We start from the raw sequence: 22,969 nt of genomic DNA on the forward strand, positions 1-22,969 counted from the left end.
ATTTTCCAACCCTAGGCTCTGTGGACAAAATTTTAGAGAAGCCATACAAGAGCTCCAACAAAATTGAGAAAACCCATAAAAACCTCAGCAGTTTTATCAAATCTGGAAAAAATGCGCCTAAAATTTTTAATTTTACCAAAAAAACACTCAATCAAATGACGTTCTTTGTAGATATGCTCATCGTAATACCTTTGCACTTTTCGATTCCGTTTTGGCGGAATAACTACTGTACATCCCTTGTCTTCAAGACTTGTAACAAAGGCATTGCTATCGTAGCCCTTGTCAGCTACTACAGTAGAGTTATAGATACTTTCGGTCAACACTTGTGCCTGCGTAATTTCATTTCTTTGACCAGGAGTCAGAGTAAATTTAAGTGGATTTCCAAGTGCATCGACAAGCGCATGTATTTTAGTTGTAAAGCCACCTTTGCTCCTCCCTAAAGCTTCTTGATCCTTGGAGTTTTTTGTATATCCAGATGAACATGGATGGGCTCGGATGATCGTACCGTCGATTATAGCAACTTCTAAATCAGGCTCTTGTTTAGTATATTCAAGCAATTTTTTCCAGACATCTCTTTCACACCATCTTTTAAATCGCTTATGTATACTCCTGTAATTACCATAAGTTTTTGGTAAAAGTCTCCATTGGCAACCACTTCGCACTATGTACCACACTGCCTCTATGAATATTCTTAAACGTTTTTCATCTTTGCTGTGCATTCCTTTTACGCTTTTTATGAACTCTAAAATTTGTTTCCAATTTTCCTCTTTGATGTAATATTGCATATGGTAGTTTCTCCATTTTTTACCTATTAGGCTAAACTACCATCTTTTTCTCTCTTTTCATATTTTTTGTCCACAGAGCCTAGCTGATGGCAGTAAGGTAGTTAGGAAAAAAGGAGTTCCGCAAGGAGGTTCGATAAGCCCAATGATCTCAAACATATTTATGCATCATGTATTTGATGAGTGGATGAGACAAAAGCACCCAACGATACCTTTCGAGAGGTATGTAGATGATGCGATAGTACACTGCAAAACTCGTAAGCAGGCAGAATTTATGAAAGTAATGATCGAAGAAAGATTGGCTAAGTGTAAATTGAAGTTACATCTTTATTAGCAATAATACGACTTTCACAATCAATATTTATTATATCAGATAGTGAATTAATATCAGTGTAACTATCAAAACTTTCCATTGTTGATTCCACTACCTCTACTATTTTTAAAAAGCCAATTCGTGATTTCAAAAATTCATTAACAGCTATTTCATTTGCAGCATTGAGCACAATACTGTTTGTTTGTGGAGCAGAAGAGTTTAACACTGCCATGCTAAGCTTTAGCGCAGGAAAACGCTTATGGTCTGGTTCTTGAAAGGTCAATTTTCCTTGCTTTGTTAAATCTAATTTACGATTTAAAGCTGATCTTTCCGGCCAAGACAAAGCATATGAAATAGGAATTGCCATGTCAGTTTCTGCAAGCACAGCAAAGTTGAACCCATCCTTATAAGTTACAATTCCATGTACTATTGACTCAGGATGCACTATTGCTTCAATTTTATCCGGGCTGATGTTGAACAAGTTATGTGCTTCTATTATCTCTAGTGCCTTATTCATCATTGTTGCACTATCAACTGAGATTTTTCTTCCCATATTCCAAGTGGGGTGACTAAGCGCCTGATCTACCGTGATATTTCTTAATTGCTCAGAACTATAGTTTAAGAATGGTCCACCAGAAACAGTAAGTATGATCTTTTCTACGCATTTGTCGTCGTTTTGCAAAACTTGAAAAATTGCGTTGTGTTCAGAGTCGATAGGGATTATTTGTACGTTTTTTTCTTTAGCTTTTTTGAGTAATAACTTTCCACCGCAAACAATGCTTTCTTTGTTTGCTAGTGCAATGACTTTAGTACCGCTTTCTATGATGTGCATAACTGGTTCAAGGCCTGCAATGCCAATTATTGCAACAACTGAGAGATCAACAGGTATGGTAGCAATATTTGTAGCGCCAATTGCTATTTTTACATCTGTACCAAGTAGGTTTTCTCTTAAATCTTTGTAAAACCTTTCATCGGAGATAGCAACGTATTTTGCATTCAGCAGTTTTGCTTGGTGTGCCAGTAGAGCAAAGTCTGAATGGGCACTTAGTGCTTCCACTTGGTATTCTTCTTTTCTCCTTGAGAGCAAATCTACAGTCTTTTTTCCAACACTTCCTGTTGATCCTAAAACTGAAACCTTTTTCACTAAGACAAACTCATAACAATAGCAACTTTTCTTATTAGGTCTTCTCGCATACTATTCGGCAGTTTTTAAGCGTTTAACCAAGTTCAGGTCCGTGGTCATCGCCAACAGACGGTGAAGGACCAGGTGAAAAAGATTGACCATGGTGATCACCTGCATCATGCATGTCTTGCAAACCATCAGCATTATGAGCCATTTCATTATTGGCATGAGGGTAATCATCTGAGTGAGGTCCCTCATCACCATGAGCCATATCCATTCCTTCTGATGGCATATCTTCCCCGCCTCCACCTGAAAAATGTTCTGCAATGCTTTCAAGAAATTTTATGCCAAACATATTACCTGATTTTCCAAATAGTGTTACTAGACTACTACCACTCACCAAACTTTCAAACACGTTACTATAAGCAGCAATCGCCCCTTCATGAAAGTTGAACAACCATTTCATTCCATCGACAACTGTTGAAACAGAGTCACTATGACCAAGACCAAAACCACTTTTCTCACCAGCAGCCTCTTGGTGTTGCTGCTGCGCTTGCCATTCTGCAATGTTTGGACCTTCACTCATAAATTTTTACTCTCAACCTTAAGCTATTATTTTATCACAAATATTGCAAAATATCAATAGAGTTCTTGAATATAGCTAATACAAACAATTTCTGCCATCCTATATATAGCTAAACTGACTTACGACAATTTGAAAAATTATCATTTTCCAGATGACAGATTTTAACAAAAGCGTTGTGGTAAAGCATCAAGGCGCCGAATGCCAAAAGTTTTAAAATAAATCCTGCCTAGCAGCTTATTTGCTCAGTTAAAGAACTCCTAATTATATTTGTCTTGCATAAATCAAGAAGAGATGGTGGTGTTTGTTTTGTGTTATGGTTTACAGAGATATCTTTAAATGTATCACAAATTGTTTGTATCATGTCTTTTTTGAGACTTATCCTCTCCCCAATTGTGTTTACAATATGAATACCGTCCTCTATCAATTTTGCTAGTAAAGATAGATCATCTGAATTTGTTATTCCTTTATTTTTCAAAAACTCTCCTATCTCTTCCGTTTCTGGTATTGCTGACAAGTCTGTTATTGTTAGATCTTGAATTTTTGCTAGAGATTCTTGAGTAATTTGCTCATACTTCTGTGTTACAAAAAGCTCTGTGAACTTTCTTTTCCATATTTTTTCCCACCGTTCTTCTAGAGTGATATGCAGATCTTCTTCAAATTCAAACAACGGAAAAAAAAGGATGATTATTACCTGTAATCTAAGTATATTACTTACATCTGAAAACAGGTTCCCTTTAAAAATAAGTAAGTTAGAAAGGTAGCGGTTTATTTTATCTCTTACTTTTGAGATAAATCTGCCATCAACTAAATGTTCAACTTTAGTGTCTTCTATGATGGGAAACATTAGTTCATACCTATCTTTTATCGCTTCTCTGAGGAAAATCTGAAACAGATTAACACTTTTAGAAAAAACTCTTTCTGCTCGCTGATTATTATGTATTCCACTTAATAGAGCATAATCTTGTGCACATCCACGAAACTCACTATTTATGAAACGTGGGCGAAATGTATAAAAAAGCTTGTCCTCTAGATCCATATCATTATTAAACATACTATTTTTTCGCAATGTCCACAACAAGTTAATGTGATTCAATATTTCTCTCACTTTATTACCATCAAATTTTTCATCTGAAAGCACCCGTAGTATTTCATTCCGAGAATTGAATAATTTACTATTTAAAAGTGCATGAGTTGCTTCGGGATCTTTTTCAAAAGCAACTATTAGATTATCTAAAATATTTTTATTTTTACTTTTATCATCCAAGCAATCAAAGAATGCTAAAACTTCGTCAACATTTGCACAGTTTTCATATAGCTCGGTACTGCAGATTTTTCTAAGGACTCCAATGGGGATGCCCCTGAACTTATAAAACAACCTATTGTTTGTTAACAACAGGTGCAGATTACTTATATCAGAAGCTGTTGTTTTAAGATCAAAAATTTTCCTTAATCCCAAAAAAGTACTATAGCCATTGCATTCTAATGTATGTGGCAGAACATTGTTAATATCGTCAATATGTTTTAAATTATCAATCACATCTTTATCTGCTAGCATTGAAGTGAAGTTATCAAACTCGCATTCACTCATCTCTTTAGGCAAAAGATGTTTGATTATTAGCATACTAGATTGTGTGCCTAAGTTAGAAGATAGATTGTCAATTAAATCCTTTTTGAGAAACAACCTTCTTAAATTTCTCCGTATTGCCCATTGATTATAGTATACATACTTATGCACAATACGTAGGCACTCAGTTACTCGCACAGCAAGCATCTTTTTATCTCTAAAGGCATCAGACATGCCCTTTGCTAAATCATGGTCATCAAACAAGTCTATGAAGTCAGATAATTGTGAGGCATGTGCATATCTTAGTCCCTTACTAGTGAAGATCCATCTAACTTAAGTAGTGTTTTAAGTAACCCTATATCAATATTATTGACTACTTTAGTAAGCTTTTCATGTGTGTTATAAATTTCATGTAGACAGCAGTTACTATACCTATCTTTTTGAATTAAAGGCTTTGAGCTACTTAGGCCTAAACAATCGAATATGATTTTTGATTTCTCTTTATCGGAAATCTTAGTAGTGATATTTGCTATAAATTTTAGATATCCTTTATGGAAAGAGATAACTTCCCTTATACTAAGATCACCATTCTTGAGAAGCTCTGTTAAAAGTTCTCTGTTACTATCTTTTATCGAAAAAAAAGTTTCAGAGTCTTTTATATATGAATAGAAGTCCACATTATGGAATTGGGTAATAGATAAGCTAAAAACTCTACTGAATTCAATTCCTTCCTTAACCCACAAAGACAAAAAGAACTCAGGAAAAAGTGTAATTTTTGCAACTGTCAATAAAGTACTAATTGATAAATGTAGCACTAGAGCTAGCATTGCACATGGCAAATATAGCACTACTAATGGAGCAATAATAATGTACTTTAATGCTATATTTATGTTTTTTGTCTCCCAGATAGCAATAATCAAGAGGAATGGAGCTGCTGCTATAAAAAGCAGTGCTGTCAGTGGCAGCATTATAGATTGATATAAACGTTTTCTTATGAGCTTTACCGCCATTATAGCTCCGTAATTACTACTTCAATTAAATATACTTTAAGAATCAAGCTTTGTCAATTTTTATGTTAAACTGTTTAGTACTCACAATCTCGTTTGTGAACCTATAGCTATATATAACGAATGAATTTTTTTATATATTCGTTATTAGTATTTTGTATTTCCTGAACAGTTTCATGGGAAATGATCTCCCCTTCATATAATACTGCTATTTTGTCAGCTATTTTAAATGCGCTATGAATATCATGTGTAATCGTGATAATTGTAGGCTCTGTGGACAAAATTTTAGAGAAGCCATACAAGAGCTCCAACAAAATTGAGAAAACCCATAAAAACCTCAGCAGTTTTATCAAATCTGGAAAAAATGCGCCTAAAATTTTTAATTTTACCAAAAAAACACTCAATCAAATGACGTTCTTTGTAGATATGCTCATCGTAATACCTTTGCACTTTTCGATTCCGTTTTGGCGGAATAACTACTGTACATCCCTTGTCTTCAAGACTTGTAACAAAGGCATTGCTATCGTAGCCCTTGTCAGCTACTACAGTAGAGTTATAGATACTTTCGGTCAACACTTGTGCCTGCGTAATTTCATTTCTTTGACCAGGAGTCAGAGTAAATTTAAGTGGATTTCCAAGTGCATCGACAAGCGCATGTATTTTAGTTGTAAAGCCACCTTTGCTCCTCCCTAAAGCTTCTTGATCCTTGGAGTTTTTTGTATATCCAGATGAACATGGATGGGCTCGGATGATCGTACCGTCGATTATAGCAACTTCTAAATCAGGCTCTTGTTTAGTATATTCAAGCAATTTTTTCCAGACATCTCTTTCACACCATCTTTTAAATCGCTTATGTATACTCCTGTAATTACCATAAGTTTTTGGTAAAAGTCTCCATTGGCAACCACTTCGCACTATGTACCACACTGCCTCTATGAATATTCTTAAACGTTTTTCATCTTTGCTGTGCATTCCTTTTACGCTTTTTATGAACTCTAAGAGCATGTCTTCAAACTGAGTAGAAAGAAGTTAAGAAGTATGGTATAAGGTACATTTTAAGATGTACCCAAGCGATATAAGTGACAAAGAATGGAAGACAATAGAGCCATATTTTGAACCTAAAAAGACCGGCAGACCAAGAAAACATAGTATTAGAACAATTATTAATGCAATCCGCTATATGATGAGAACAGGATGTCAATGGAGACAACTGCCTAAAGATTTTCCACCATGGAAAACCGTATATAGTTGTAATTCGCGCTTGAAAAAAAGTGGAATATGGCAAGAAATTCATGATTTTCTAGTTAAAAAAGTAAGAGAGATGATTGGTAAAAATAAGACTCCATCAGTAGGTATAATTGATAGCCAGTCAGTGAAAACTACTCAAAAAGGGGATCCAGAGGATATGATGCTGGCAAAAAAATAAAGGGCAGAAAACGCCATATTATTGTAGATACTGTGGGTCTTGTAATTGCTGCTGAAGTACAGAGTGCAAGTATTCAAGATCGTGATAGTGCTCTAAATCTTTTTGCCCAAGCTAAATGCAAAGTTCCAACTTTACGTAAGTTTTTTGCTGATCAAGGGTACATAGGTAAATTACAAAACAGATGCTTATTGGAAACGGGATGTTTATTAACGATTGCCAAGAAAATAGTTGATACAGGATTTCAAGTTATTCCCAAACGTTGGATTGTTGAAAGAACTTTTGCCTGGCTTTCCAATTTTAGGCGCATGAGTAAAGATTACGAGCATTCTCCTCTCACCTCAAAAAACTATATCTTCTTTAATATGATCACTATTATGCTTCACAAATTAGCTCATTCTTCAGTTTGAAGACATGCTCTAAAATTTGTTTCCAATTTTCCTCTTTGATGTAATATTGCATATGGTAGTTTCTCCATTTTTTACCTATTAGGCTAAACTACCATCTTTTTCTCTCTTTTCATATTTTTTGTCCACAGAGCCTAGCGTTAAGATCTCTAGATAATTTTATTATTATCTCGTTTACTATATCTGACATAATCGGGTCCAATCCTGAAGTTGGCTCATCCAATATGATGATTTCTGGATTGTGTGCAATTGCCCTTGCAAGTGCTACTCTTTTTTTCATTCCGCCTGATAGCTCTATTGGAAACATATCTGCTATGTTTTCCTCCAGTCCAACATCATTTAATTTCTCGATTGCTAGCTGTTTTGCCTCCTTTTTGCTGATATTAAAGCGCTTTTTATAATTAAAAGATATATTTTCCCACACTGTAACGTAGTCAAATAAAGCGGAATTTTGAAATAAACCCCCAAATTTATTTTTGCTTTTACTATTTATTTTAACAGACCCTGAGTCTGGAGCAAGCAAGCCAATAATTGTTTTTGTTAGTACAGATTTGCCACTTCCTGAGCCGCCAAGTATGACTAATGATTCCCCTTTTAATATATCGAAACTTAGATCTTTGGTAACCGTAATAGCAGCTTGAGACAGAAATTATAGCGCCAAATGCAGTTGCTTTTATTAGCCCAGTTATAAAATCGTACGTATTAAAGAACTGAGCTGTGTATTTTATGTATATATTTAAATTGTGGTTAAATTCGAAGACTGCAGTGACACATCCTCCAAATATTCCTATTAGATCTGCACATACTGTAAGCATGGGAAATACTATGATTGACGCTAAAATCCTTGGTGCAATTAAATATTTAAAAGGGTTGATGTTCAAAGTTGTAAGGGCATCTATTTGCTCGGTGATGCGCATTGTACCAATTTCTGCTGCAATTGATGATCCAACCTTTCCTACCATTATTAAGCTGATCAAAACTGGTCCTAACTCTTTAATGATAGTGATTGTAACAAGTTTGGGTATTATCTGCTCTTGATCAATCAATGGACTACTCAAGCTACTTTGTAGAACTATCGCCGCTCCTATGAAAACTCCAGCGAGCCCAACAATTGGCAGAGAGAAAAAGCCTATCTCTATAATTTGTCTTGCTACGTTGCTAAAATAATATGGCGGTACAAGGCAGTGATATAGAGATTGAATAAAAAATATGAATGCACTACCAAGCCTTAACAAAAACTTGATAAAGTACCTACCAATTATTCTAACACTATTTATATCAAAAAAGCTCACTTTGTATTCATTTTAGCTAGAGTTACTGATTTTATTAAAATTTTTATTAACTTTATCGCAAAGTATAGCTGAGATATGTTTTAAGTTCAACATACTTGATGTTTTAATTTAAAGCTTAACCCAAGAAAGGTTTCCATACGTCATACCGCCACGGTATCCACAACTGTACGAACGTTGTAGTTTGGGCCACCAGTGGGGTGTCATCCAAGTAGCTCCTTTTTTGTCATCCAAGTAGCTGACACTGGGATCTCATTTTACTTTATGATGATGTCATGAAAGTAACTGACACTGGGATGACAAGAAAGGAGCTACTTGGATGACACCCTTCTTGGCAGAGATTGCTCTCAAATTACAACGTTCGTACAATTGTGGAATAATGGTGCTCCCTTAAGAAGCACCATTTACCTAAGATTTTTTTGAGGCTTGTAATACCTATTTACATTTATTTGTAACGCTGTCACATAGCACGCTCCTACGGGTATGCTTGCACTGTACCTGGTGCTATTGCCGCTACAATCTTAGGAGCACCAAAAAATACAGCAGTAAACACACCTAATGCAAAAAGAGCTGGCCACGGCATTCTGCCAAATATTGCAAGCAATGCTGCACCTATTATCACTATCGTGATCATCGGCCTACCTGGTGTACCATACGCGTCAAGTTAAGGGAAAGTAGCATAAGGAAAAAGAAAAGTGGTAAAAATTATTTTAGATATTAAGTAATAAAGCTAGTAATTTATAGACTCTTCTCAAAGAATTATCTTATTTTAGATCAAAATTTCCCAAAAAATAAATGTAACAAACAAGATACCCACTTTAAATGGTTGGGCCTTGACTTGACGCGTATGGTTTATTTAACACTCCCAACGGTTACAAATAATTCACCATTTCTTCTGGTTTCACTATCCTTTCAAACTCCTCCTCGGTGAGCAGTTGAAGTTTTGCTGCTGCTTCTTTTAGAGTGATATTTTCTTTATAAGCAAGCTTCGCTATTTTTGCTGCATTGTCGTACCCTATATGCGTATTTAATATAGTGACCAACATCAACGATTGATTCAGTAAATCTTTTATCCTCTCTTCATTTGCCTTAATACCAACTACACATTTTTCTGTAAAATTTAAACTTGCATCAGCTAAAAGTCTTATAGACTGCAAAACATTGTAAATTATCACTGGCTTAAACACATTCAATTCAAAATGACCGTTTGAACCACTAATGGTCACAGCAACATGATTTCCCATAACTTGAGTGCACACCATAGTTACTGCTTCACACTGAGTTGGATTCACTTTACCTGGCATAATTGAAGAACCAGGCTCATTTTCCGGTAACATTATTTCCCCAATTCCGCATCTTGGACCAGAACCAAGCAACCTTATATCATTTGCAATTTTCATTAAACTGACTGCTACTGTATTGAGTGTTCCACTGAGCTCAACTAAAGCATCGTTTGCTGCTAGCGCTTCAAATTTATTGCCTGCTGAAGTAAATGGAAGATTAGTAATTTCTGCAACTTTGCTTGAAAAATCTTCAGCAAAACCCTTTTTAGTATTGAGTCCTGTGCCAACCGCAGTGCCACCTTGTGCAAGCTCGTATATACCACTTAAAGTTGATTTTACTCTCTCTATCCCCTTTTTAATCTGGGCTGCATAGCCAGAAAACTCCTGTCCCAGTGTTAGGGGCGTTGCATCTTGTAAGTGAGTACGTCCTACTTTTATTATATTTTTAAATTCCTGAACCTTATTATCCAGCATCTTATGCAATTTTTCAAGATTTGGAATAAGCAAGCAGTTTATTTGCTCTGCTGCTGCTATATGCATTGCTGTTGGAAAGGTGTCATTTGATGACTGACCATAATTCACATGGTCGTTTGGATGTATCGGAGATTTACTACCCAAATTACCACCTAAAATCTCTATTGCGCGATTGCTGATCACTTCATTCATATTCATATTAGTCTGCGTTCCGGATCCGGTTTGCCAAACAACAAGCGGAAATTCATTATTAAATTTGCCATCTATTACTTCCCTTGCGGCTGCGCAGATTGCGTCTCCTACCTTATTATCTATGCTACCCTGCTTCATGTTAACACGTGCTGCTGCAAGTTTTACTATTGCCAATGCTTTAATCAGAGGCTCTGGCATTTTTTCTGTGCCAATCTTAAAATTTTCTAAAGAACGTTGAGTCTGCGCTCCCCAGTAATGTTCACTTGGTACTTTTACTTCCCCTAAGCTGTCTGATTCTATTCTCGTTTTTCTATCCATATTTTCCTTCTTAGCGTCATGCAAACTGGTTCACTACATAATTTTTTCATGTCTACTTCTTGGTTAATTAAATCATACTAGATCCAAGTAGTCAAGCGTGACCTTACCCAGAAAAAGTAAAGAGAAAGTTAAGACGTTTTTGGAGTAAAATAAAACGTTTTTTCAAAATATGGCAAATAGTTTATTCTCTTTGTAAAAAACATTCCAAACTTTCTCTCCACTTTTTCTGGGTAAGGTAAGGCCAGTTTAGCTATAGGCAGCAATTTTCTGTATTTACTTTAAATTGAAGAAAGCTCAAATGAAAGATCGTATTTTGCTAAAAATCACAGAATGCAGTCTGGTTACATCACTAGTGCCTAAAGTGATCTCCTTTATCCTCTCATCTGCTAGTATTTTTAATTCCTTACCGTATCTATAATAATTTCGCTTTATAACGTGTAACTCATCAGCAGAAGAAGAATCTAATTTAGGGTAATATTCGTAATCGCAATTTTCTTCGATGTCCTCAATGCTTATAGATGATGCTAAAAGTGGAAATAGAATTAATAGTAAAGTTAGTAGGATTCTTGTACAACTATTACACCACGTCCTGGGTAGCGCGTGACCAGTTTTTATTACCTGGTGTAAAGTTAAGTTTTCTGGATCCCAGACTGGGATGACAAGAAAGGAGCACTGGAATGACAGAAGATAGTGCAAGAAATTTCGTAAAAAGCTTTTCATATCAATTATTTAAACTCAATTGTGTTATAAATGTATTAATAGCAAAAAAAGAAAAACAAGATTTAATTTTCTTTTTTATTTGCAATTTATCTATTAATTAACCGTGAAAGGTTACGTGTAATGCTCCTTCACATAATTATCAATAATTGCCTTAAATTCTTCAGAGACATTATCACCTTGTAAAGTTTTGAAATATTTGCCGTCTTTGTAGACTGCTGAAACAGGTTTTTCTCCATATCCAGGCAAGCTGATTCCCAAATTTGCGTGTTTGCTTTCTCCAGGACCATTTACTATACATCCCATAACAGCAATGTTCATATGCTCTATACCTGGATTTTTTTTCTTCCATATCGGCATATGAGTTTTTATATAGCCATTCACTTCTTCAGTTAATATACGAAAACGATCGCTACTCGTGCGCCCACAACCAGGACACGAATTAACCTGAGGGTTAAAGTGTCGCAAGCCTATAGATTGCAATATTTCCTGACACACCACCACTTCATTAGTACGCAATTCACCAGGACGTTGAGTCAAAGAAGCCCGTATTGTATCTCCAATACCATTTTGCAATAAATAAGTAAGCCCTGCTGCGGTATTTACCACACCTTTATTGCCCATACCAGCCTCAGTTAAACCCAAATGCAGCGCATAATTGGAAGATTTTGCAAGTGCCATATAAACTAAAATTAAATCTTGTACTTTGCTAACTTTACATGAAATGATTATTTTGTTTGAATTTAGACCAATTTCTTCAGCTTTTTTTGCACTATCAAGAGCAGACATTACAAGTGCTTTGCGCAGTATAACATCAGAAGGCCTTGAATTACTAAGCGAAGAGTTTTCATCCATCAGTTTTTGTAAAAGGTATTTATCAAGACTACCCCAATTTACTCCAATTCTAACCGGAAGATCGTGCATTATTGCATACTCTATCACCCTTTCAAACTTCTCATCACGTTTGTCGCCAAAGCCTATATTGCCTGGATTAATTCTGATTTTACCCAACATTTTGATGTTGTCTGGATAATCTTGAACTAATTTATCTAGCTCATATTGACCGCAGCCTACCAATATTTTACCGTCAAAACCTTCTTTATTTATCTCTTCTACTATATAAGGTATTGCCCTTGCTACTTCCTCTGAATTCAAAGCAATCCGTACTAACTCTGAACCTGCGCGCGCTAGTTCTGTTATTTCTTTTGCATAATGTTTTGCGCTACTTTTTATATTATCAGAATCTATATGCACACCAAGCGCCATAGATTGTACAACTACAGGATTATTTCCGCCTATCTTTACTTTTCCAACTTCTACAACATGAGTTTTGTGCCTGGAAATTGGCGATAATTCATATGCATCGTCATTCAATATCAGGTCTTTATCTAGCATATTATTAATGGCCAATATTGTGATACTATTTTACTGTGTCAGCTACGCTGCCAAATGAACTTGAACCATTCAAACTATAAGCATCTACGTTATCCAAATTAGCAATAGAATCATGTGAGCACGTTCTTCTTGAAGGAGTTTCTTTTATAGTAATATTTATAGGAGAAACTTTCTTTTCTCGTGTTGAAGTAACTTTCTTCCCTTCTTGTTGTTCACTTTCATGCTGCTTACTTTCATACTGGAAAACTGGCTCTTGATCTATAAATACAGCACCCTTTAAACGTGCGATATTAATACCATGCTGATTTATCATAGCGCTCTCTTCATCGTCGACTATGCACGCTTCCATGTCATTTGGCTCATTATCAAGACTAGCAATTTTTTTCTCTTTTAATTTTTTGATTAGATCTTCTTTATTTATAGCTCGATCTTGTGACTTTTTTTTCTTGAGCAATTCCCTACGCTTCTCATACAGTTTATATGACTCAGCAAAATCCTCATCTGTATGAAAGTTTGCACCACCAGGGTTACCAGGAGGTATGTATTTCTTACTGAGCTTAGATTTAGCTCCAGCACTATGCACAGTAAAAAAGCTAGAAACCAAAAACATTAATATAAACAAAACTTTAGAAAAAATCCTAAGCATATGGTGCTATAGTAAATATCGTGTTTTAAAAGATAGCAATTAACAAACTTTAAGTAAACCAGAATCTTTACTAACTTTACAATACAAATATTTTTCTAAAAAGTGATATGTTTGCTATCAAAAAACCTTATATGTTAAAAACAAGTCTTTATAAACATTAAAAAGTAATAATATAAGGATGTACAGAGAAGGGGAACCGTAAAAAGCCTTGGTCATAAGGACCGTTGTTTAGCAAGGTTCCCTTCTCTGGTTTATTATACTGACAGTTCCGAACAACTGATTGAGCTTTTAGGCTCGTATATAAGGGTGGAAAATGCAGTATACATTATTTTTATGGAGGAGTTATGAATTCATCAAATATCATTGCTGGCATTGATGTTAGCAAAACTAAACTAGATATTCACATCCATCCACTTGGACATCATAAAGTATTTGAGAATAACGTACAAGCTATTGATCAAATACTCGACTTTTTACGTTTGCATAATGTAAGCAAAGTTGGATTTGAAGCAACAGGTGGATACGAAAAACTATGCGCTTACACTTTACTAAGCAATGGCTTTGAAGTATATGTTATTCAACCAAGATGGGTTAGAGACTATGCTAAAAGCCTCGGTATTACTACAAAAACCGATAAAATAGACTGCAGTATCATTTCACGTTATATTAATAACACAGATATGCGTGTTACTCCTTTAACAGTTGATAATGGTAATATTGATTGCTTGAAATAAAAGCTATCTCGTAGGAACCAGCTAGTAGAAATAGCAAAAATACAAAAAACCCAAATCCAACAGGTAACTGATATATCTATAATCAAGCAGATAGAAGAGCTTCTTGCAATTTTACATAATCAAATAAAAACCTTAGAAGACGAGATAACTACATTTATTGATCAAAATCAAGAGCTTAAAAAAAAGTACGTGTCAATAACCAGTACACCAGGTGTAAGTAAAATCACAGCCATCACTTTGATTTGCTATTTGCCCGAACTCGGAACTCTTCAAAAGAAACAAATATCTAGCCTTGTCGGACTTGCACCTTTTAATCGAGATAGTGGTTTTAGTAGAGGAAAAAGGTGCATTCATGGAGGTAGATCACAAATTAGGACGGTTTTACACATATGTATTCTCAGTGCACAAAAAGTTAATTCTTATATCAAACCTTTCTTTACTAGATTATACAATCAATATAAAAAGCCATATAAAATTGCTTCCACCGCTGCTATGAGAAAGTTACTTTTACTTGCTAACTCTTTAGTCAGAGATGGCAGGGTTTTTACTGAGGAATACAGCCCTAAATCTGCTTAATTAGCAGAGTGTGGTTATGCTCTAATTGCGTAAAAGTCAATAATAATTTTTTATATCATTGAAAATATTTTTTGATATAAAATTCAACTCTAGTAACGCTAACTATGGATTAGGAGACAAAGAAAGTATTAGAAATAGAAGGTTTTTTATGTTTTAAAGAATATGAAATAAGGGTGGAAAAAATGTGAACTAAAAAATTAATAGGAGATCTATGGCGGGTATGCTCAATTTCCAATCTGTTTTTTAGGTAACCAAAGACGGTTTCAATAATAGATCTTTTTCTCAGAAAAATCTTCTCATTTAGCGAGATTAATGCATTTTTCATACCTTTTTTTATCTTGGTCACAAGCTTGAGATTTCTATCAAGTAGTTTCAAAAATAGATCTTTCTTAATATAGCCTTTATCTCCAAATAATAAACCCGCTAATTTTTTAGTCAGGTCTGGAACTGGTTTCCTATCGTCAACATTACCTTTTGTCAAAGTAACCCCTTGAATTTCACCTTTTTCATTGATTACCATATGTAATTTAAAACCATAAAACCAACCATAAGTGCTTTTTCCTATTTCAGCAATTCCGACAAAAACTTTGTTTTCTGAGAGCATGTCTTCAAACTGAGTAGAAAGAAGTTAAGAAGTATGGTATAAGGTACATTTTAAGATGTACCCAAGCGATATAAGTGACAAAGAATGGAAGACAATAGAGCCATATTTTGAACCTAAAAAGACCGGCAGACCAAGAAAACATAGTATTAGAACAATTATTAATGCAATCCGCTATATGATGAGAACAGGATGTCAATGGAGACAACTGCCTAAAGATTTTTCACCATGGAAAACCGTATATAGTTGTAATTCGCGCTTGAAAAAAAGTGGAATATGGCAAGAAATTCATGATTTTCTAGTTAAAAAAGTAAGAGAGATGATTGGTAAAAATAAGACTCCATCAGTAGGTATAATTGATAGCCAGTCAGTGAAAACTACTCAAAAAGGGGATCCAGAGGATATGATGCTGGCAAAAAAATAAAGGGCAGAAAACGCCATATTATTGTAGATACTGTGGGTCTTGTAATTGCTGCTGAAGTACAGAGTGCAAGTATTCAAGATCGTGATAGTGCTCTAAATCTTTTTGCCCAAGCTAAATGCAAAGTTCCAACTTTACGTAAGTTTTTTGCTGATCAAGGGTACATAGGTAAATTACAAAACAGATGCTTATTGGAAACGGGATGTTTATTAACGATTGCCAAGAAAATAGTTGATACAGGATTTCAAGTTATTCCCAAACGTTGGATTGTTGAAAGAACTTTTGCCTGGCTTTCCAATTTTAGGCGCATGAGTAAAGATTACGAGCATTCTCCTCTCACCTCAAAAAACTATATCTTCTTTAATATGATCACTATTATGCTTCACAAATTAGCTCATTCTTCAGTTTGAAGACATGCTCTAAGAGATAATGTATATAAGTTAGGATATATGAGGAGTTTATACCCAAGTAATATAAGTCGGGAAAGATTTGAGATTATATTACCAGATCTAGGCTCTGTGGACAAAAAATATGAAAAGAGAGAAAAAGATGGTAGTTTAGCCTAATAGGTAAAAAATGGAGAAACTACCATATGCAATATTACATCAAAGAGGAAAATTGGAAACAAATTTTAGAGTTCATAAAAAGCGTAAAAGGAATGCACAGCAAAGATGAAAAACGTTTAAGAATATTCATAGAGGCAGTGTGGTACATAGTGCGAAGTGGTTGCCAATGGAGACTTTTACCAAAAACTTATGGTAATTACAGGAGTATACATAAGCGATTTAAAAGATGGTGTGAAAGAGATGTCTGGAAAAAATTGCTTGAATATACTAAACAAGAGCCTGATTTAGAAGTTGCTATAATCGACGGTACGATCATCCGAGCCCATCCATGTTCATCTGGATATACAAAAAACTCCAAGGATCAAGAAGCTTTAGGGAGGAGCAAAGGTGGCTTTACAACTAAAATACATGCGCTTGTCGATGCACTTGGAAATCCACTTAAATTTACTCTGACTCCTGGTCAAAGAAATGAAATTACGCAGGCACAAGTGTTGACCGAAAGTATCTATAACTCTACTGTAGTAGCTGACAAGGGCTACGATAGCAATGCCTTTGTTACAAGTCTTGAAGACAAGGGATGTACAGTAGTTATTCCGCCAAAACGGAATCGAAAAGTGCAAAGGTATTACGATGAGCATATCTACAAAGAACGTCATTTGATTGAGTGTTTTTTTGGTAAAATTAAAAATTTTAGGCGCATTTTTTCCAGATTTGATAAAACTGCTGAGGTTTTTATGGGTTTTCTCAATTTTGTTGGAGCTCTTGTATGGCTTCTCTAAAATTTTGTCCACAGAGCCTAGAGTCCTGTAGAAAAAAAACAAAACCAAGAAAACTTGATTTGTATGATGTATTTTGTGGAGTGTTATACGTTCTGAAAAGCGGTTGTCAGTGGAGAATGCTACCAAAAGAGTTTCCAAAATGGCGCAATTGTTACGACTATTTTAAGAAGTGGAGTGAAAAACCAGATGCAAATAAAGAAAGTGTTCTGGAGCTGGTGTTAAAAAAAAATAGTTGGCGTAGTCCGACAAAACAATGGTCGGAAAGAAAAAACCAGCTTCTGCATAATTGATGCACAGAGTGTAAAAAATGCAGATACTGCTGAAGAAAAAGGCTACGATGCAGGCAAAAAGATTTCAGGAATAAAACGCCATATTGCAGTAGATACGCAAGGTTTGCCACATGCAATTTATGTAACAACAGCAGAGATAACTGACCGTAGCAGTGCTGTGAGAATGGTAGAAAATGCAAAAGAAAACCTCTCGGGAGTTAAAAATGTACTGGTTGATGCAGGCTATACGGGAGAGAATTTTGCAACACAAATAAAAGCAACTATTGGTGCAACTGTTGAGGTAATAAAACGCAGTGAATTACATACCTTTGCTGTATTGCCAAAAAGATGGGTTGTAGAGCGTTCTTTTGCTTGGTTGGAAAAATGTAGACGGTTATGGAAAAATTGCGAGCGTAAACTCAACACCAGCTTGCAAATGGTAGTTCTTGCTTTCACTGCTTTGTTCCTCAAAAGATTATGAACAGGTTCTTAGACAATAGTCTGTTTGCAAAATTTTCATCTATTATTTTGCAATAATCATCTATAAAACAAAACAATTCTGTTATATTCTTGTTCATTGGGTAACCTCCTACTATCGCTAAAATACTGGAGTTTACCCTATTTCTCTCCCTCTCTCTATTCTCCTTCTAATCCATAGTTAGCGTTAATAGGGTTGTTATTGTTTGCATGAGTGTCCTTCTATAAAAAATAAAAACTTAAACACCTAAAACTGTCTGCAGTAAGGCCATCTGATCAACACCATTAATTTTACGGATCATATTTTCTGCATCAATTTCAATAAGCTCCTGACCAGAGATGGTAAGTTTATAATAATGAGCTGCAACCGTGCATTTAAGTGTTGCTTTCTCAGCAGGTTTCCAGCTACCAAAATCAAATTCTCTGAATATTCCCCTGAGGTTTATAACTACTGCTTCAATATCATTGCTGCCACTTCCTTGCATACCACCTCTCAGTGTTAAGGCTACTGAATTGCCATCTATAAGCCCAAAGAGCCTAAAGAGTTCTGTATCATATTCAGCAAAACTGCTTCTAATTTCTCCATTCCCATATCAATACTTATTGGAATATCCATCCCTCCTGCACGATATTCTTCGGTTTTGATGGTGAGCTTTGGTAGAGTAATTTCCTCTATTTTTCCTGCATAACCTCTACCATCTACAAAGACATTAAAGTTTCTCAATATTTTTGGCAGCATCTTTTTATACCTTTAAAATATAAAATATTTTTTTATTAACCAACCCGGATCGGATACCGTTATCTCACCCTATTCAATCAAAGGCTAATAGTTAAAATACCGACACTCTATCTTTAAATTGATGTAGTTAAGGAATATGTGCGTCCACACGAACTATAAGCGCATATTCCTTAACTTGTTAAATCTAAGCTTCTTACTTGTTAAAAGAATTTAAGCTCAGAATAGCCTACCAAGTAAAAATTATTTTCAGTATTTTTCATTTTTCTATTGACTTTTAACACAACTGCTACATAGTTCTTTCACTGCATTCACAGATTTATCAAACATTTCTTGTTCACTATCATTCATTTTAACTTCTAGGACCTTTTCAACTCCATTTTTTCCGATAATTACAGGCACACCAATAAACAAATCTTTTACACCATATTCACCATTAAGGTAAGCAGCACATGGTAATATACGCCTTTTATCTTTTAAATATGACTCTAACATGCATATAGCTGAAGATGCGGGAGCGTAGTATGCAGATCCAGACTTAAGCAGATCAACTATTTCTTTACCGCCATTGCGAGTGCGTTCAACTATTTCATCAACTTTTTTCTGCGTAATGAGACCCATATCGATAACTTGGGTAAGTGGAATGCCAGCGATAGAAGTGCAATTAATGAGTGGTACCATAGTGTCACCATGTCCTCCAAGCACAAAAGCAGATATATCTTCAACTGAAATATTTAATTCACTTGCAAGAAAATGACGGAAACGGGAAGAATCAAGCACTCCTGCCATTCCAACAACCATATTAGCTGGAAGGTTTGAAAATTTATGCACCACTGAAACCATGGCATCCAAAGGGTTGGTAACCACTATCACAAACGCATTTGGAGAATACTTCTTAATATTTTCACCAATCTCCTTCATTACTTTAGCATTGGTTTGCAGGAGGTCATCCCTGCTCATTCCAGGTTTTCTAGCAATGCCTGCTGTTATGATGATTGCATCAGAATTTTCTATATCTTTGTATTGATTAGTTCCAGTTAAACCAGAATTAAATCCATCAATAGGGGATGATTCTGCTATGTCAAGTGCTTTACCTTGCGGTATTCCATCACTAATATCAAGTAAAACAACATTGCCGAGTTCCCTTAGTGCAATCATATGGGCAAGAGTTCCACCGATATTTCCTGCACCGATTAAAGATATTTTTTTTCTTTGTACTGTCATTTTCTACTCCTTTGTATTTACTTTTATGGTTTTACCTTCCCAAGGCGATAGGCTATCAAGCATACGAAAATCTTGCGGCAAATCTATAGGATTATATACAACCTTTTTTGTCTCTATATCGTATCTTACTTCCTCATAACCAGTGAGAGGGAAATCTTTTAACATTGGATGACCTTTGAATCCATAGTCTGTTAGAATCCTACGCAAATCAGGGTGATCAGAGAATTCTATTCCATACATATCAAACACTTCACGCTCAAACCACGAAGCTGTGCTAAATACCTTTGCTATGCTTGGAGGCATATCGCCCTCACATAATTGAAGTTTTATGTGTACTCTAATATTATGCACAATGCTGAGTAAATTGTACACTAACTCAAAGCGCTTTTCTCGATCTGGATAGTCAACCCCAAAAATATCAACTAATAGTTCAAACCTACACTTTTCATCATCACGTAGAAAGGATAGGTGCTTTTCAATTTCATCTAAAGTTGAATATATTACAATAATGCCATCATCTTTTTGAATGCACTCGCACTTGGTCTTGGTCTTTTTTTGTATATACTTTGCAGTTTTATCCATTCCGAGTCCGTTTTATTTTGTTTTGTAGGCATAGTATTCCATATAGCAACGCCTCAGCAGTTGGTGGGCACCCAGGGACATACACGTCAACTGGCACAATTCTATCACAGCCTCGGACTACTGAATAAGAGTAATGGTAATAACCACCACCATTTGCACAACTTCCCATAGAAATAACATACTTCGGGTCTGCCATTTGATCATAAACCTTGCGCAATGCTGCTGCCATTTTATTAGTTAGTGTGCCAGCAACAATCATCACATCTGATTGACGTGGGCTTGCACGGAACATTATACCATATCTATCAAGATCATAACGGCTAGATGCGGTATGCATCATCTCAACTGCGCAACATGCAAGACCAAATGTCATTGGCCACAATGAGCCAGATCTTGCCCAATTCATTACATAATCTGTTAAATCACCAAATTTAGTGACAAGAAACCCTTCTTTTTTATAACGACCCCAATCATCATTAGATAGAATTTGATTTGTCATAAACTACTCCCACTCTAATGCACCTTTACACCACTCATAGATAAAGCCTATAGTGAGTATTGCAAGAAATACCATCATAGACCAAAATCCACCATAGCTTATCTTAGATAAAGAAACAGCCCAAGGAAAAAGAAAAGCAATTTCTAAGTCAAATATTATAAATAATATTGAAACTAAGTAAAATTTAATGTCAAAATTTTTTCTTGCACTGGATAGTGGATTAAAGCCACACTCATATGTGGAAAGTTTTTCACCATCTGGCTTACTCACTGCAAGAAACATAGGCAATATACCTAAAACAAAAGATACTACAATTGATACGCAGATAAAGATTACTATGGTTAAATATTCGCTCATTTAACAAAACATATAACACTATGAATTTACATGCTTTCCTAACTTTTTACCACCTAAAATATGCACGTGAAAATGTGGTACAACCTGCTCTCCATTTTCACCGTAGTTAGTGACTAACCTATACCCTGTTTTTTCTAGATTATATTTATGTGCTATCTCTCTTACAGTTTTGAAGAAATTTGCTATTTCCTCTTCAGAAGCTTTTAGAATAAAATCATCGTATGAAATATATTGATTTTTGGGTATAGCTAAAATGTGAACTGGTGCATCAGGGTACTTATCGCGAAAAGCTAGTACATTTTCATTTTCATGTACCTTCTCACAAGGTAACTCATCTCTTAATATTTGAGCAAAGATGTTATTGCTATCATAAACTTCATTGCTCATATTTTAAGAGCGACCTTTCCCTCTTCCTTCGTTTTTCTCTACATTAGGTGTAGATAGTGGTTTTATCGTTTCACCAGAAGCATTTTCAAGATTTAAAGAGCTTACAAGTTCCCTTGCTTTTACCATATTCTGCTGTTCTTTCAAAGAGGTTTCTATTCCATTTACCCTTTTTCCAGTAATAACTCCTGGTTGTAAGTAATACATATCCCCAGGAACAGTTAAACTATGATGCCTTTCCTCTATTTTAACTTCATTCATAATACTCCCCTTATAACTCATAACTTTACCCCCTACTCCTTATATTTTCAGAACCCTGCTCAACTTTATTCTGCCAATTTGCAGCTTTCTTTAATAACTCTCCTCTACTACTATCTACAAATGTTTCAGCAGCTTCCAATGCCTTGTCCTTATCACTAGCAGATAAAGCCAGAGCTTCTGAAGGCTGACCAACATCAGACTTCACAACTTTATACAATTTTTCCGCAATACCATGCAGCAATTTTAAGTCTGTGTGAACTTTAAATTCTCCACCAGTGATTTCTGCAAACTTCTTGAGGTCGCCTTTAACTTTATCAGCAATTCCTTTAAGAACAAGCTCTTTTATTTCTTTCTCGCTCTTGCCTTTATTATCAGGATTAGTTTTAATAGTGTTAGCTATTTCCTCAACGTTAATTTCAATTACAATTTTGTTTTCTTCTCTGAAAATAGTTACATTCGGTAAACCTACTTTTATTTTACCCAATTGTTCATCGTTCAAATAAGGTATATCTCCCGTCAGAGTCCTTGACACTAAAAAAGCTACCTTTCCTGTCCCTTTCTTTTGCTCTGTTATTTCTACACCAAGATCTTTACTAGCTTGTGTGGTTTTTATGGGTGGATCATATTCTTCAAGTGGGTTGCCAATAATAGAACGCCCGCCATTTTTTATGTCGTGCCGCATTTCATCCCAGGACTTAAACCAATTCTTTGGCCATATAGGGTATACTGCACCCTTGACTAGAACTTTTACACCTCTATCCAGAAAACTTCCTACTCCCAAAGCTGCATTACCAACTTTAGCTAGTATAGAAGTAGATTTTTCATTTTTTCCTGTGAACATACATACCTCCAAGGTACTTTCTACAACTAAATACATTTTAATTATAGACGAAAAAATTTAAACTTCTATATCCATTATAAGATAGAATTATAGGGATTGCAACCATTATTTGTACATTGTCTAAAACATGTAGTATTTTCGCT

General features: G+C 35.3%; 23 protein-coding genes and 8 pseudogenes. 8 read left to right on the forward strand and 23 right to left on the reverse strand.

The features are described from left to right. Window positions 1–32 precede the first annotated feature (32 nt). Entirely contained in the window at window positions 33–785 is a 753-nt protein-coding gene (locus tag OPR26_RS05810; RefSeq protein ID WP_264702259.1) for an IS5 family transposase, read from the reverse strand. 142 nt (window positions 786–927) lie between these two features. Here OPR26_RS05810 and OPR26_RS05815 point away from each other — a divergent pair, with 142 nt between their 5' ends. Continuing rightward, complete coding sequence (locus OPR26_RS05815) at window positions 928–1,116, forward strand: reverse transcriptase domain-containing protein (protein ID WP_265015740.1); 189 nt, start codon at window positions 928–930, stop codon at window positions 1,114–1,116. Here OPR26_RS05815 and dxr read toward each other — a convergent pair. The 6 genes and pseudogenes from dxr to OPR26_RS05845 form a co-directional block, all read right to left on the reverse strand. Then, window positions 1,085–2,239: a 1-deoxy-D-xylulose-5-phosphate reductoisomerase gene (gene dxr / locus OPR26_RS05820; RefSeq protein ID WP_265015741.1), complete on the reverse strand. Its 1,155-nt coding sequence runs from the start codon at window positions 2,237–2,239 to the stop codon at window positions 1,085–1,087. The genes OPR26_RS05815 and dxr overlap by 32 nt on opposite strands. Window positions 2,240–2,312: 73 nt before the next feature. Continuing rightward, the gene (locus OPR26_RS05825; protein ID WP_253302047.1) at window positions 2,313–2,804 is read right to left on the reverse strand and encodes a hypothetical protein; all 492 of its coding nucleotides are present in this window, start codon (window positions 2,802–2,804) and stop codon (window positions 2,313–2,315) included. 226 nt (window positions 2,805–3,030) lie between these two features. Continuing rightward, the gene (locus tag OPR26_RS05830) at window positions 3,031–4,632 is read right to left on the reverse strand and encodes a hypothetical protein (protein ID WP_265015742.1); all 1,602 of its coding nucleotides are present in this window, start codon (window positions 4,630–4,632) and stop codon (window positions 3,031–3,033) included. A 38-nt stretch (window positions 4,633–4,670) separates the two neighbouring features. Then, the gene (locus OPR26_RS05835; RefSeq protein WP_265015743.1) at window positions 4,671–5,378 is read right to left on the reverse strand and encodes a hypothetical protein; all 708 of its coding nucleotides are present in this window, start codon (window positions 5,376–5,378) and stop codon (window positions 4,671–4,673) included. Between the two features lie 107 nt (window positions 5,379–5,485). Continuing rightward, window positions 5,486–5,644, reverse strand: a pseudogene (locus OPR26_RS05840) (ABC transporter ATP-binding protein); the annotation flags it as partial. Between the two features lie 16 nt (window positions 5,645–5,660). Continuing rightward, window positions 5,661–6,380: an IS5 family transposase gene (locus OPR26_RS05845; RefSeq protein ID WP_265015562.1), complete on the reverse strand. Its 720-nt coding sequence runs from the start codon at window positions 6,378–6,380 to the stop codon at window positions 5,661–5,663. Between the two features lie 55 nt (window positions 6,381–6,435). On the opposite strand from OPR26_RS05845, the gene OPR26_RS05850 reads away from it, so the two are divergent. Continuing rightward, window positions 6,436–6,801, forward strand: coding sequence for a transposase (locus tag OPR26_RS05850; RefSeq protein ID WP_264731180.1), 366 nt, complete (start codon window positions 6,436–6,438; stop codon window positions 6,799–6,801). 20 nt (window positions 6,802–6,821) lie between these two features. After that, complete coding sequence (locus tag OPR26_RS05855) at window positions 6,822–7,208, forward strand: transposase (protein ID WP_265016251.1); 387 nt, start codon at window positions 6,822–6,824, stop codon at window positions 7,206–7,208. A gap of 139 nt (window positions 7,209–7,347) precedes the next feature. Here the strand turns inward: OPR26_RS05855 and OPR26_RS05860 are convergent. From OPR26_RS05860 to OPR26_RS05885, 6 genes and pseudogenes are all read right to left on the reverse strand, one after another. Continuing rightward, a pseudogene (locus tag OPR26_RS05860) lies at window positions 7,348–7,851 on the reverse strand (ABC transporter ATP-binding protein); the annotation flags it as partial. After that, window positions 7,826–8,497, reverse strand: a pseudogene (locus tag OPR26_RS05865) (MlaE family ABC transporter permease); the annotation flags it as partial. The pseudogenes OPR26_RS05865 and OPR26_RS05860, both read right to left, overlap by 26 nt. A 472-nt stretch (window positions 8,498–8,969) precedes the next feature. Next, window positions 8,970–9,137: pseudogene (locus tag OPR26_RS05870) on the reverse strand (TrbC/VirB2 family protein); the annotation flags it as partial. Between the two features lie 229 nt (window positions 9,138–9,366). After that, entirely contained in the window at window positions 9,367–10,761 is a 1,395-nt protein-coding gene (gene fumC, locus OPR26_RS05875) for a class II fumarate hydratase (RefSeq protein WP_265015744.1), read from the reverse strand. 831 nt (window positions 10,762–11,592) lie between these two features. Further along, window positions 11,593–12,873: a flavodoxin-dependent (E)-4-hydroxy-3-methylbut-2-enyl-diphosphate synthase gene (ispG, locus tag OPR26_RS05880; protein WP_265015745.1), complete on the reverse strand. Its 1,281-nt coding sequence runs from the start codon at window positions 12,871–12,873 to the stop codon at window positions 11,593–11,595. A 25-nt stretch (window positions 12,874–12,898) separates the two neighbouring features. Beyond that, window positions 12,899–13,519 (reverse strand): TRP75-related protein, encoded by a 621-nt coding sequence (locus tag OPR26_RS05885; RefSeq protein WP_253302055.1) that lies wholly within the window; start codon window positions 13,517–13,519, stop codon window positions 12,899–12,901. Between the two features lie 344 nt (window positions 13,520–13,863). Here OPR26_RS05885 and OPR26_RS07575 point away from each other — a divergent pair. Next, window positions 13,864–14,829, forward strand: a pseudogene (locus tag OPR26_RS07575) (IS110 family RNA-guided transposase). Window positions 14,830–14,938: 109 nt separating this feature from the next. Here OPR26_RS07575 and OPR26_RS05900 read toward each other — a convergent pair. Further along, window positions 14,939–15,430 (reverse strand): annotated as a pseudogene (locus OPR26_RS05900) (IS982 family transposase); the annotation flags it as partial. 58 nt (window positions 15,431–15,488) lie between these two features. On the opposite strand from OPR26_RS05900, the gene OPR26_RS05905 reads away from it, so the two are divergent. From OPR26_RS05905 to OPR26_RS05920, 4 genes are all read left to right on the forward strand, one after another. After that, a complete protein-coding gene (locus OPR26_RS05905) occupies window positions 15,489–15,854 on the forward strand; it encodes a transposase (protein ID WP_265015672.1) in 366 nt (121 codons plus the stop codon). A gap of 20 nt (window positions 15,855–15,874) precedes the next feature. Next, a complete protein-coding gene (locus OPR26_RS05910) occupies window positions 15,875–16,261 on the forward strand; it encodes a transposase (protein WP_265016251.1) in 387 nt (128 codons plus the stop codon). A gap of 182 nt (window positions 16,262–16,443) precedes the next feature. Next, window positions 16,444–17,196, forward strand: coding sequence for an IS5 family transposase (locus OPR26_RS05915; RefSeq protein WP_264702259.1), 753 nt, complete (start codon window positions 16,444–16,446; stop codon window positions 17,194–17,196). Beyond that, a protein-coding gene (locus OPR26_RS05920; protein ID WP_265015623.1) for an IS5 family transposase occupies window positions 17,184–17,946 on the forward strand; the annotation gives its coding sequence in 2 pieces (ribosomal slippage) (window positions 17,184–17,417 and window positions 17,419–17,946; 762 coding nt in all). Before OPR26_RS05915 ends, OPR26_RS05920 begins: the two co-directional genes overlap by 13 nt. Before the next feature lie 10 nt (window positions 17,947–17,956). Here OPR26_RS05920 and OPR26_RS07580 read toward each other — a convergent pair. The 9 genes and pseudogenes from OPR26_RS07580 to OPR26_RS05960 form a co-directional block, all read right to left on the reverse strand. After that, window positions 17,957–18,043 (reverse strand): annotated as a pseudogene (locus tag OPR26_RS07580) (IS982 family transposase); the annotation flags it as partial. A 138-nt stretch (window positions 18,044–18,181) separates the two neighbouring features. Continuing rightward, a pseudogene (locus OPR26_RS05925) lies at window positions 18,182–18,681 on the reverse strand (phage major tail tube protein). Between the two features lie 264 nt (window positions 18,682–18,945). Next, window positions 18,946–19,902: a malate dehydrogenase gene (gene mdh, locus OPR26_RS05930; RefSeq protein WP_253302015.1), complete on the reverse strand. Its 957-nt coding sequence runs from the start codon at window positions 19,900–19,902 to the stop codon at window positions 18,946–18,948. Between the two features lie 3 nt (window positions 19,903–19,905). Further along, entirely contained in the window at window positions 19,906–20,484 is a 579-nt protein-coding gene (locus tag OPR26_RS05935; protein ID WP_265015747.1) for an NADH-quinone oxidoreductase subunit C, read from the reverse strand. Continuing rightward, entirely contained in the window at window positions 20,477–20,983 is a 507-nt protein-coding gene (locus OPR26_RS05940; RefSeq protein ID WP_265015748.1) for a NuoB/complex I 20 kDa subunit family protein, read from the reverse strand. The genes OPR26_RS05935 and OPR26_RS05940 overlap by 8 nt, the downstream gene beginning before the upstream one ends. A gap of 3 nt (window positions 20,984–20,986) precedes the next feature. Beyond that, the gene (locus OPR26_RS05945; RefSeq protein ID WP_265015749.1) at window positions 20,987–21,340 is read right to left on the reverse strand and encodes an NADH-quinone oxidoreductase subunit A; all 354 of its coding nucleotides are present in this window, start codon (window positions 21,338–21,340) and stop codon (window positions 20,987–20,989) included. Between the two features lie 18 nt (window positions 21,341–21,358). Beyond that, window positions 21,359–21,727, reverse strand: a complete 369-nt coding sequence (locus OPR26_RS05950; RefSeq protein WP_096617328.1) for an HIT domain-containing protein — start codon at window positions 21,725–21,727, stop codon at window positions 21,359–21,361. Between the two features lie 3 nt (window positions 21,728–21,730). Next, entirely contained in the window at window positions 21,731–21,985 is a 255-nt protein-coding gene (locus OPR26_RS05955) for a hypothetical protein (RefSeq protein WP_182367681.1), read from the reverse strand. Between the two features lie 25 nt (window positions 21,986–22,010). After that, window positions 22,011–22,826: a hypothetical protein gene (locus OPR26_RS05960; protein WP_265015750.1), complete on the reverse strand. Its 816-nt coding sequence runs from the start codon at window positions 22,824–22,826 to the stop codon at window positions 22,011–22,013. Window positions 22,827–22,969 lie beyond the last annotated feature (143 nt).

This window comes from Wolbachia endosymbiont (group A) of Anoplius nigerrimus (assembly GCF_947251795.1).
Taxonomy (GTDB): Bacteria; Pseudomonadota; Alphaproteobacteria; order Rickettsiales; family Anaplasmataceae; genus Wolbachia.

Bases quoted from the DNA above. Each gene is read 5' to 3' on its own strand.
- OPR26_RS05810 (WP_264702259.1), bottom strand. From the start codon at position 785: ATGCAATATTACATCAAAGAGGAAAATTGGAAACAAATTTTAGAGTTC.
- OPR26_RS05815 (WP_265015740.1), top strand. From the start codon at position 928: ATGATCTCAAACATATTTATGCATCATGTATTTGATGAGTGGATGAGA.
- OPR26_RS05825 (WP_253302047.1), bottom strand. From the start codon at position 2,804: ATGAGTGAAGGTCCAAACATTGCAGAATGGCAAGCGCAGCAGCAACAC.
- OPR26_RS05835 (WP_265015743.1), bottom strand. From the start codon at position 5,378: ATGGCGGTAAAGCTCATAAGAAAACGTTTATATCAATCTATAATGCTG.
- OPR26_RS05845 (WP_265015562.1), bottom strand. From the start codon at position 6,380: ATGCTCTTAGAGTTCATAAAAAGCGTAAAAGGAATGCACAGCAAAGAT.
- OPR26_RS05850 (WP_264731180.1), top strand. From the start codon at position 6,436: ATGTACCCAAGCGATATAAGTGACAAAGAATGGAAGACAATAGAGCCA.
- fumC (WP_265015744.1), bottom strand. From the start codon at position 10,761: ATGGATAGAAAAACGAGAATAGAATCAGACAGCTTAGGGGAAGTAAAA.
- ispG (WP_265015745.1), bottom strand. From the start codon at position 12,873: ATGCTAGATAAAGACCTGATATTGAATGACGATGCATATGAATTATCG.
- OPR26_RS05885 (WP_253302055.1), bottom strand. From the start codon at position 13,519: ATGCTTAGGATTTTTTCTAAAGTTTTGTTTATATTAATGTTTTTGGTT.
- OPR26_RS05905 (WP_265015672.1), top strand. From the start codon at position 15,489: ATGTACCCAAGCGATATAAGTGACAAAGAATGGAAGACAATAGAGCCA.
- OPR26_RS05915 (WP_264702259.1), top strand. From the start codon at position 16,444: ATGCAATATTACATCAAAGAGGAAAATTGGAAACAAATTTTAGAGTTC.
- mdh (WP_253302015.1), bottom strand. From the start codon at position 19,902: ATGACAGTACAAAGAAAAAAAATATCTTTAATCGGTGCAGGAAATATC.
- OPR26_RS05935 (WP_265015747.1), bottom strand. From the start codon at position 20,484: ATGGATAAAACTGCAAAGTATATACAAAAAAAGACCAAGACCAAGTGC.
- OPR26_RS05940 (WP_265015748.1), bottom strand. From the start codon at position 20,983: ATGACAAATCAAATTCTATCTAATGATGATTGGGGTCGTTATAAAAAA.
- OPR26_RS05945 (WP_265015749.1), bottom strand. From the start codon at position 21,340: ATGAGCGAATATTTAACCATAGTAATCTTTATCTGCGTATCAATTGTA.
- OPR26_RS05950 (WP_096617328.1), bottom strand. From the start codon at position 21,727: ATGAGCAATGAAGTTTATGATAGCAATAACATCTTTGCTCAAATATTA.
- OPR26_RS05955 (WP_182367681.1), bottom strand. From the start codon at position 21,985: ATGAATGAAGTTAAAATAGAGGAAAGGCATCATAGTTTAACTGTTCCT.
- OPR26_RS05960 (WP_265015750.1), bottom strand. From the start codon at position 22,826: ATGTTCACAGGAAAAAATGAAAAATCTACTTCTATACTAGCTAAAGTT.